At 71.6% G+C, this 9,244-nt stretch carries 5 protein-coding genes; 2 read left to right on the top strand and 3 right to left on the bottom strand.

Translation table 11 applies throughout. From position 1 onward, the window contains the following. Window positions 1-1,045 precede the first annotated feature (1,045 nt). Together ACFULQ_RS05380 and ACFULQ_RS05385 are read right to left on the bottom strand one after the other, a co-directional pair. Entirely contained in the window at window positions 1,046-1,372 is a 327-nt protein-coding gene (locus tag ACFULQ_RS05380) for a hypothetical protein (RefSeq protein WP_383538444.1), read from the bottom strand. Window positions 1,373-1,416: 44 nt separating this feature from the next. After that, a complete protein-coding gene (locus ACFULQ_RS05385; RefSeq protein WP_383538447.1) occupies window positions 1,417-2,235 on the bottom strand; it encodes a sulfotransferase family protein in 819 nt (272 codons plus the stop codon). 1,116 nt (window positions 2,236-3,351) lie between these two features. On the opposite strand from ACFULQ_RS05385, the gene ACFULQ_RS05390 reads away from it, so the two are divergent. Continuing rightward, window positions 3,352-4,788, top strand: coding sequence for a hypothetical protein (locus ACFULQ_RS05390; RefSeq protein ID WP_383538449.1), 1,437 nt, complete (start codon window positions 3,352-3,354; stop codon window positions 4,786-4,788). After that, complete coding sequence (locus ACFULQ_RS05395) at window positions 4,785-6,239, top strand: hypothetical protein (protein WP_383538452.1); 1,455 nt, start codon at window positions 4,785-4,787, stop codon at window positions 6,237-6,239. The genes ACFULQ_RS05390 and ACFULQ_RS05395 overlap by 4 nt, the downstream gene beginning before the upstream one ends. Window positions 6,240-6,692: 453 nt before the next feature. Here ACFULQ_RS05395 and ACFULQ_RS05400 read toward each other — a convergent pair whose 3' ends face one another. Then, window positions 6,693-8,753 carry a hypothetical protein gene (locus ACFULQ_RS05400; RefSeq protein WP_383538455.1) on the bottom strand — a complete coding sequence of 687 codons (2,061 nt, stop codon included), beginning with the start codon at window positions 8,751-8,753 and terminating at the stop codon, window positions 6,693-6,695. Between the last annotated feature and the right edge of the window lie 491 nt (window positions 8,754-9,244).

Raw genomic sequence — 9,244 nt, forward strand, 5'->3', positions numbered from 1 at the left:
AGGGGCCGGCCGCGCGTGGGGACCGGTGCATCCTGGCCGCCACAGGGTCTGTGGCCGAGGCGCGTGGTGAGGCCTTCTTGCTGCACGGTCGCCGCACCCGCACACCAGTGGGCAGGTGGTCGCCGCCGTGGGCTGCGGCAGGGCCTGCGCAGTGCGGCACCCGAACCTGCGCACAAAAAAGACAGGGAAGCCCCGGGCGGACTGCGCAACCGCTCAGCATCAGCCGACTGCGCATGATGTCGGGCCGGTTGCGCAGCCGCGTTGCGCAACTGCCCCCCCGGGGGCTGCGCAGTCGGGTGGCGCACCCCGCACAGGCGCCGGCTGAGGGTGCGTGGTCGGGCCGACCATGGGCCCGACCATGGCAGCTGGGCGGCTGGGTTGCCGGATCGTGAGGGTTGGTCGGGGTTGGTGGCCGCCGCTCTGGCACGAGTGGTTCAGGAAGCCTGGGGCGGAGTGCGCAACCGTTTGGCACCAGCCGACTGCGCATGATGCCCGAGCCGGTTGCGCAGCCTGGTTGCGCAACGGCCCGCCCGGGGCTGCGCAGGCGGGCGGCGCACCCCGCGCAAGGCTTCGGCTGACGGTGCGTGGTCGCCCCGACCATGAGCCCGACCACGGCAGCTCGGCGGGCTGTGTTGCTGGATTGTGAGGGTTGGTCGGGGTTGGTGGGCGCCGCTGTGGTCGGGGTCGGTGGGTGGGCTGACGGCGGGGAACATGTGCATGCTTCCGCGCGCGGGAGCACCGGCCGCCCGACCTGGGTGGGCCGGGCGCGTTGCCGTGGCCGCCGTGCGTGGCGGGTGTAGGGGCGGTGGTGGGCTGCTTCGGGGCGGGGATCCGCCGGGGTGTGGTGGCGGGCGACCGGTTGACCCAGGTCGCGAACGCGCTGTTCCGTGTCCCCCGGTTGTCGTTCAGAGCGAAGGGGATTTCCGGGTACGTCTCGACGCGTGCCGACGGCTGGGGGGTGACGGTCGACGGTCTTGTCCGCCTGGGCTCTGACGGCGGGGAAGCGGTCCGTACCCGGCGGCTGCTTCTTCGCGGTTTGTGCGGGTCACTGGTCGGGCGGGCCGAGGATTAAGTGGCTGGCGGTGGTGGCGGACTGCTGGGGGTTCTTGGCCCCGGTGATGCACACCTCGATGTACCGGGTGCCACTGGATTCATGGCGGGCCCGCACGGTGACCAGGCCGTGCGCGGTGTGCGGGACGATCGCCACCACTCCGTTGCGGGCCAGCACTTCGGCCGTCACGCCGGTGCGCTCGGCGTCCGGCCCTGGGCCGGCGACCCGGTCCAGTACCTGCACCCGGCGCCCTTCGGCGGTCAGCCGCTCGGCCATCGCGTAGGCGGCGGCCCGCCGGTCGGCCAGCGTTCGCCCTGTCACCCACACCGTTGCGCCGGCGCACGTGCAGCGGCATGTGACGTCCTTCAACATCGGTACCCCCAGGTGCGGGTGATGTCGCGCAGTGCCTCGGGTACCTGTTCCGGGGCAGGCAGGGGCCGCGCCTTCTGGACCTTCCCGGACTTGATGTTCTCGCTCCAGTCACCGATGAACGGCACGAACGGGCCGTGATCGCTCTTGCGGTATGCGAGCATCTTCGGCGTCCACGGCACGCCGAGGTAGGTGCAGACCTTGCGCGTGACGTCGGCCGGCTTCTCGGTCAAGTCCTCGTAGCGGACCGTGAGTCCTGCCAGCTGGCCCCGGGCCGCTTCCACCGCGTCGACATACATGCGTACCTCCCGCACAGTCGCGGCCAGGTCGCGGTCCGGGCGGTTGTTGATCAGGGAGCTGACCATGGACGCCGGGTGGCGCAACAGGAAGATGTAGCGGGCCTTGGGCCAGCCCTCGTGCAGCCGCTCCCATACGCCCGCGTTGCCAGGGGTCTTGTCGACAATGATCTGTTTGCCGCTGAGTACGAGTTCGCGGTGCAGGATGCGGTCCCACAGCAGGTACTCCAACTCGCTCTGGTCGAGACCGAGTTCGGTCATCGCCTTCTTGGTGTACGGCTTGGTGAGGTCCACGGAGAGGGTGCGCAGGTGCATCTCGTGCGGAGCGCGGATCTGGGGATGGCTGTTGAGCAGCACCCGCAGCAGCGTGGAGCCGGAGCGTATGGAGGAGATGACGAACACCGGGTCCGGTACGAGGCGCCCGGCTGATCTCGGCGCGGGCGGCGGCTCGGCCAGTCTCCGCAGGCGGCTCCTCATCCCGCGCGCCACGCGGCGTACGTGCGTACCTGCCACGACCATCACTGTGCCTCCCTGCCCCTCGGCGTGCGGAACCTGAACCTCCTGTTGAGGGCTTGACCATGCTGTGGCCATTTCCTGGGTTCAGCATGGGCTGCGCATGAGATTCCGGTGAGAGAAGCCCCCGGTGGGGGTTGGCTGCAAGGCGGGAACAGGGGCTGGCACCCGCCGGCGCATCCTGGCCCCCACCAGCCCGCGGCCGACGACCGTGGTGAGGCCTTCCTGCCGCACGGCCGCCTGACCCATACACCAGTGCGCAGACGCTCGCCGCCGTGGGCTGCGGCAGGGCCTGCGCAGTGCGGCACCCGAACCTGCGCACGAAAAGACAGGGAAGCCTCGCCGGACTGCGCAACCGCTCAGCACGATCCGATCGCGCACGATGCCGGGCCGGTTGCGCAGCCGCGTTGCGCAACGGGCCGCCCGGGGCTGCGCAGTCGGGTGGCGCGTCCCGCGCAGGTGCCGGCTGACGGTGCGTGGTCGGGCCGACCACGGGCCCGACCATGGGCCGGCCGCGGGTGGGAGCCGGGGCATCCTGGCCGTCACAGGGCCTGCGGCCGGCGACCGCGGTGAGGCCTTCCTGCCGCACGGCCGCCGAACCCGCGCACCGGTGCGCAGGCGGTCGCCACCCCGCATACGAGTGGGCAGACGCTCGCCGCCGTGGGCTGCGGCCGAGTCTGCGCAGTGCGGTACCCGAACCTGCGCACGAAAAGACAGGGAAGCCCCGGGCGGACTGCGCAACTGCTCAGCACGACCCGATTGCGCACGATGCGCGGCCGGTTGCGCGGCCGTGTTGCGCAACGGCCCGCGCGGCGGTGCGCGGTCGTGTTGCGCAACTGCCGTGCGGGGCTGCGCAGTCGGGCGGCGCACCCCGCACAGGCGCCGGCTGAAGGCGCGTGGTCGGGCCGACCACGGGCCCGACCATGGCAGCTAGACGGCTGTGTTGCGGGATTGTGATGGTTGGTCGGGGTTGGTGGCCGCTGCTGTGGTCGGGGTCGGCGGGTGAGCTGACGGCATGGAGCACCTGCACGTTTCCACGTCCGGGAGTACCGGCCGCCCGACCTGGGTGGGCCGGGTGTGTTGCCGTGGCCGCGGTGCGGTGGCGGGGCCGGGGGCACGGTGGTGAGCCGTTTCGGGGTGGGGATCCGCCGGGGTGTGATGGCGGCGGATCAGTTCACCCAGATCGCGAACGCGCTGTTCCGGGACAGCCGTCTCAGCTTCAGGGCGAAGGGGATTTTCGGGTACGTCTCGACGCACGCTGACGGCTGGCAGGTGACGATCGCCGACCTGGTCCGTCTGGGTCCGGATGGACGGGAAGCGGTCCGTGCTGGGCTGCGGGAGTTGGAGGCGCACGGCTATCTGGTCCGTGAGCGGCTGCGCCGCGCGGACGGGACCCTCGGTGAGGTCGTCTACTGCATCACCGACCGCCCGGCCGCCTGGGACATGACGCGGATCGAAGCCGACTCGGTGATCGCGTCGCCGCAGGCTCAGCATGCCGGCGGGTTCGGGGCGGGGATCCGTAGGGGTGTGATGGCGGGCGACCGGTTCACTCAGGTCGCCAACGGCCTGTTCCGTGCCGCCGGGTTGTCGTTCAAGGCCAAGGGATTGTTCGGGTTGCTCTCCACGCACAGGGAGGGCTGGCGGATGACGGTCACCGGCATCGCCCGCCGGGGCCGTGAGGGTGAGTCAGCCATCAGGAGCGGGCTGAAGGAGCTGGAGCAGCAGGGCTTTCTCGTGCGGGGGCGCGAGCGCGGCGAGGACGGCACCCTGGGTGCGGCCGCCTACGTCATCACCGACCTGCCCGCCCTGCACAACAGCAGGTCACGGCCAGAGTCGGGTTTTCCACCGGTGGATGACCCTACGTCGGCTGACCGGCCCCGTAAGAACACCAGCACAAAGAAGACCACCCAGCAGGACACCAGAGCCCTCCCTCCCCGCGCCCGCGCACCGCGGCCGCGCGGCGAGGCGCCGCCGGCACCACGGACAACACCGCCCGCGCCCGCCGGCCTTGAACCAGGGGTCCTTGAGCCAGGGGTGCGGCTGCTGTTGGCGATCGGCGCCCAGCATCCCGGGCTGCTGCTGACCGGGCAGGTCCTTGCCGGGCAGGGGCGCATCGTCACCGCGATGCTGGATGCCGGCTGGACGCGTGAGCAGCTTCTGCACGTCATCAGCGACCGCCCGCTGCCGAGCCCGGTGCGCACCACGGTCGGCGCGATCATCGCCGCCCGCCTGCGAGCCGCCCAGGCCTACCCGCCGCCCGCGACCGTGGCCGGCCACCATCCCACGCCCGCGGGGCAGGACCCGTCACCGCGCTCAGGCACTTCCTCGGCCGCGCGCACGGTGAGCGAGGCCCTGACCTACCGGGCCCTTACCGAATGCGCCGGTTGCGGCGTACCCGGCACCGCTCCCGGCGAGGACCTGTGCCCGGCGTGCCTGGGCTGGCCGCCCTGCCGCACCTGCCCGGGTCCGACCCCCCGACGTGCCCGCCCCGATGGTGACGGCCGCTGCACCACGTGCGCCTGCGCGTTCATCGACCACCTGGAAGGAAGCACCCCGTGACACAGACGCCCCGCACACCGCCGCCGGCCGCGGCCGCACACCACGAGCGCCCCTTCGCCGGCGATGCGGGCCGGTGGGAAAGGAAGAGCCGTCGCGCTCTGCGCACCGGGCATGTCCGCGGCCACTCCTGTACGGCCTCCTGCGAACTCGTCCTCGTCCATGAACGCACCGTGTGGGGGTGGCTCGCCTGGACCGTCCCCGGCGACGGCAGCCGGCCCGACATCCCCCACCGGATCGGCGTGCTCACCCCGGGAGCGAACCGCGCCCAGCGGTTGGCCGTGCGCTGGCTGACCCGGCGCCCCGCCAGGCACCTTCCCGCGGGCACCGTCCCCGGATCCCTGCGCCTGTCGGCCGCGGCCATCGCCCTCATCAGTGTGACGGCCGGCCTGTTCGCCCTCAGCCGCGGCGTCCCGTTGAGTGTCACGGTGCCCGCGGTGCTGCTGGCCCCGCTGCTCACGCAGTACCTGCCCGGCCAGTTCGACGCCCGGGCCCGCGAGTACGTCCGCATCGCCGAAGGCGACGGTCCGTGCCGCTACCTGCAGCGACTCGCCGCCCTGCACACCGGCATCCTTCAGGCCGCCGCCGGCAGCGACCGCTACGAGGTGCGCCGCTCGGCTGAGATCGGCCACCACCTGCTGTGGGACGCAGCCGACCTCCTCCAGGACCAGGACACCCGCACGGCCTTGCCTCGCCTCATCGACAGGGAACGGCTGATGGTCCAGCTCGCCGGCCAAGTAGCCCAGCTCCTCCAGCGCACCCGCACCCACGCGGCCACCGGCGAGGCCGGTCAGCCCCGCCGGAGCTTCGCTCCAGGGGGCCCGCTCCCGCCCGGCTTCGCACCAGCGGCACCGCCAACACGGTCGCCCACGCCCGCCACTTCATTACTGAAGGGACACCGACCCATGATCCAGACTCAGCGCGACGACGAAGCCGGCTCCACGGAGGTCTACCTGCTGTTCGCGCACGAGCCCTACTACCCCGACGCGGGAACCCAGGAGATCAACACCACCGTGGTCACCGCCGCTTCCCTGCTCCACCCCCACGTCCTGCAGCCCGACGGCGCCCGCATCCACGACCGCCTCACCAAGGACCGCACACCGGGCGAGATCATCCCGCTGTCCACCCTCACCCATGAACTGGACGGCGGCGCCGGCTGGCCGTGGGTCGGCGACTGGGAGACGGTCACCACCGACCTCCTCCAGCTCGTCCGGCACGGGGAGTGCGACGCCCTGAGCCTCGGCCTGCCCGAGATCGCCCGCGCCCTCCTCTGCGCCGGCCCGGACACTCATGTGTGCGCTTTCGACGCCGCAGGCGGCCAGGACACCACCTACGGACCGCAGGAGCGCGCCGCCGTCCTGACCAAGATCGACATGTTCCTGACCTCCCTGGTCGCCGAGCGGGCCTTCTGGCCGGGCGACGGGCTCCTGGCGCCGCTCTCTCGCCGGGTGTGAGGCGCCCACCAAGGTTGGTTGTGCGGATCCGCACCGCGCGTTGTCCAGGCGGATCTGGAGCGCCTGCTGCACCGGTTCGTTCACCAGAACACCTGCGCGCCGGCGGCCGCCACAGGGACGAGGGCATCGCACGATCACCGCGGGCGGAGCATTTGGGTGCCTCGAGCGCGCGGCCAGTCTGGCTGTCGGTGGGGCAGGGTGTGACTGTTCTGTGTCAGGAGTGCCGAGACCGCAAGGGCACGCCCCGTCCGGGTGCGGTGAGCGGACTCGGTCCGTCTTTCGGCATCCTTGGACGGCTGGCTGCTGCGGCTGCCGGCTGAGGTGGGCGGGCCGCATGGCAGGGCGCACGAAAACTGCTGGGTGCCGGACACCTGACGCGCAGGCTTCAGGAAGGCGGCCGCTGGCCGGATCCCCTGCGGAGGTCGGAGGTGTGGCGGCGGGTGGGGGGTTGGGTCAGTCTCGATCATTCCTCCCGGGCGGGTTCAGCTCGGCGTAGGAGATCCGGGCGGCGAGCAGATGCGGGTGGTCGCGGGCCAGGTGGGATGCCATGTCCGGCACAAGAGCGGACAGGAGCGCGTGGGCTCCTTCCCGGTCGCCGGATTGCGCCAGGGCAAGGGCGAGTTGGTGTCGGGTGGTCAGCGTGTGCGGGTGGCTGAGCCCCAGGGTGGCCTTGCGGTCGTCGGCGATGTCGGCCAGTTCGCGGGCGGCGCGTTGCCAGTCGCCGGCTTCTCCACGGAACTGGGCGAGGGCTGAGCGGACGGCAAGAGTGTGCGGGTCGCGGGCTCCGAGGATCGTCCGGGAGTCGGTGAGCAGGTCCTGTAATGCTGCGATGGCCGGGTCGAGTTGGCCATCCTTGCCCTGGAACCAGGCCATGCTACGGCGGGTCGCCAGGGTCTGGCGGTGGTCGGCGCCCAGGACGCGCTGGCGGTCCGCCACGAGGGTTTTGAGCTGCGCGAGCGCTGCTGAGGGGTAGCCGGCCTCGCCGGTGTAGTAGGCGGCTTCGTGGCGGGCGGCCAGGGTGTCGGGGTGGCTGGCTCCGAGTGTGCGGGTCAGTTCACGGACGAGGTCGTTGAACGCGCGTGCTGATGCTGCGTAGTCCCCGGCGACACCCTGGAAGTGGGCCAGCTGGCGGCGCACGGACAGGGGAGCTGTTCGGCCTCTGGCCTGGGCCTGCAACAAGCTGATCGCCCGTCGCGGGTGTCCCGAATCCCCGATCACCAGGGCCAGCGCGAAGTCCGCGCCCGGGACGTGATCCTGCCGGGCCCGGTTCAAGGCGACGAGCGCGTGCTGCAGCCGGAGTTCGCCGTGTGCGACGAGCCCGAGGTCGTAGGCCTCGTCGCCGTGGACCAACGGCAGCAGTGTCTCCCACAGGTGATCAGGGACGGGCTCCAGGCCGTCGCTGCCCAGCAGGTAGTCGAAACAGGTCAGCCCTGCCGTGTCAGCCGACCTCGACAGCAGGCTGCTGGTGGCGCGAACGGTCCGGCACGCCCAGTCCTCGGCTTCCTCGAAAGACTCGGGCCGCAGGCACGCGCCACCGCGTGCCGTCAGATAGGCCTCGTGGGCCTGACGCACCCATTGCACCGGCACCGCTCTGCGCAGACCGGCGCGCCGGCAGTCCACCACCGCGGTGACCACAGCAGCCCCACGCGGATGGGCACCGCAGGCCCATGCGTTTCTCCAGAGGTCCACCAACTCGGGCCCGCAGGACAGCGACTCGGCTATCCCGAACCGGTCACAGGCCTGCAAGGCTGCGCCGATGCGCCTGCTCGGGGCAAGACCCCGGGTGCGTCGCAGCTCGGCCGGCGACCATAATCGTTCCACCCGAACGAGGGTGGCCCGGGCGATGACGGCACGCTCAGCACGCCACAGATCCCGGTCGGCGCCGGTCAGCCGACTTCCCTCATGGGTCTCGTAGCGCCGGTACTCCTCGCTGCGGATCGTGCCGACGAGCACCGCGGGGTGCGGCTGCCTGAGCAGATGATGGACGTGTGACACCGTCAGGCCCTCTGGACCCAGGTAGTTCTCCAGATCGTCCAGCCACAGCACGCTCGGTGCGCACGCGCGGGCCGCCTCCATCGCGACCGACACGCACGACCGGGCGAAGGGACGCACCCACGCGTGATCCGGAAGTGTCCTGCGTACCGCCTCATAAGCAGTACGCGACTTGCCCGCAGCGGATTCTCCGACCAGCAGGACGAACCCGCCGCGCCGCAGGAGGCCGGCCAGCTCCCCATCGACATCACGCTCGACGTAGGGCGTCTGGGACCAACTGTCCCGGCCTGTAGGCTGCGCCACCCAATCGGCAGGATCGTCGGCTTCCCGCACACGAGGCACCCGGCCCGGGCGCGCCCCGGCCAGGTTCTGCGGCCATTGCTCCTGGGACCTGACCTGCTCGACGACGATGCCCACCACAGCGGTCAACGCGGCACCGAGGCCCACGGCAACGGCAGCCGTCGTCCAGACCCGTACCACCGACAAGATCACCGCTACGGCCCCGGCTGCGAACGCCGTCACATACAGCAGCCGCCACCCCCCGGGCCGTCGTAGCCCGCCCGAGCGGTACGCACCCCTCCGCCTCGCCATTGCACCCCCTGCTGCATGACCCTGCGGCGCCGCCCCGGCCCCCGCTTCCACCGTGCCCGATGAAATGCACTCGGTGAAGCGTCCGCCCGGCTCCTGTCGCACCAGCAGGCACCTGCTGATGTCGCATGGCGCCGGGTGCCCGACCCGCCTTTACGGACTCGGGCCCGCCCCGTCCAGCTGCGCCGCCCCCGGCTCGCGGCAGCCGCCTCCTCGTGTGCCAGGGAGCCGGCCGGGCGCACAGTTCGTTCATGGCTGTGCAGGTGCGCGGACGGTTGGGGCGGCAGTGCACTCTGTGTGCCGTCACGTCCGAACCTGTCTGCGTCGTTGCCCCCGTTATCTTCTTGGCGGTCCTGCAAGAGGGCTGCTGGCCTCCGGGCCCGGCATGACTGGTCCCCCCTGTCGAAACGATGACCTGGGGGGTG

The organism is Streptomyces sp. NPDC057253 (genome assembly GCF_042669125.1).
Classification (GTDB): domain Bacteria; phylum Actinomycetota; class Actinomycetes; order Streptomycetales; family Streptomycetaceae; genus Streptomyces.

Bases quoted from the DNA above. Each gene is read 5' to 3' on its own strand.
- ACFULQ_RS05385 (WP_383538447.1), bottom strand. From the start codon at position 2,235: ATGGTCGTGGCAGGTACGCACGTACGCCGCGTGGCGCGCGGGATGAGG.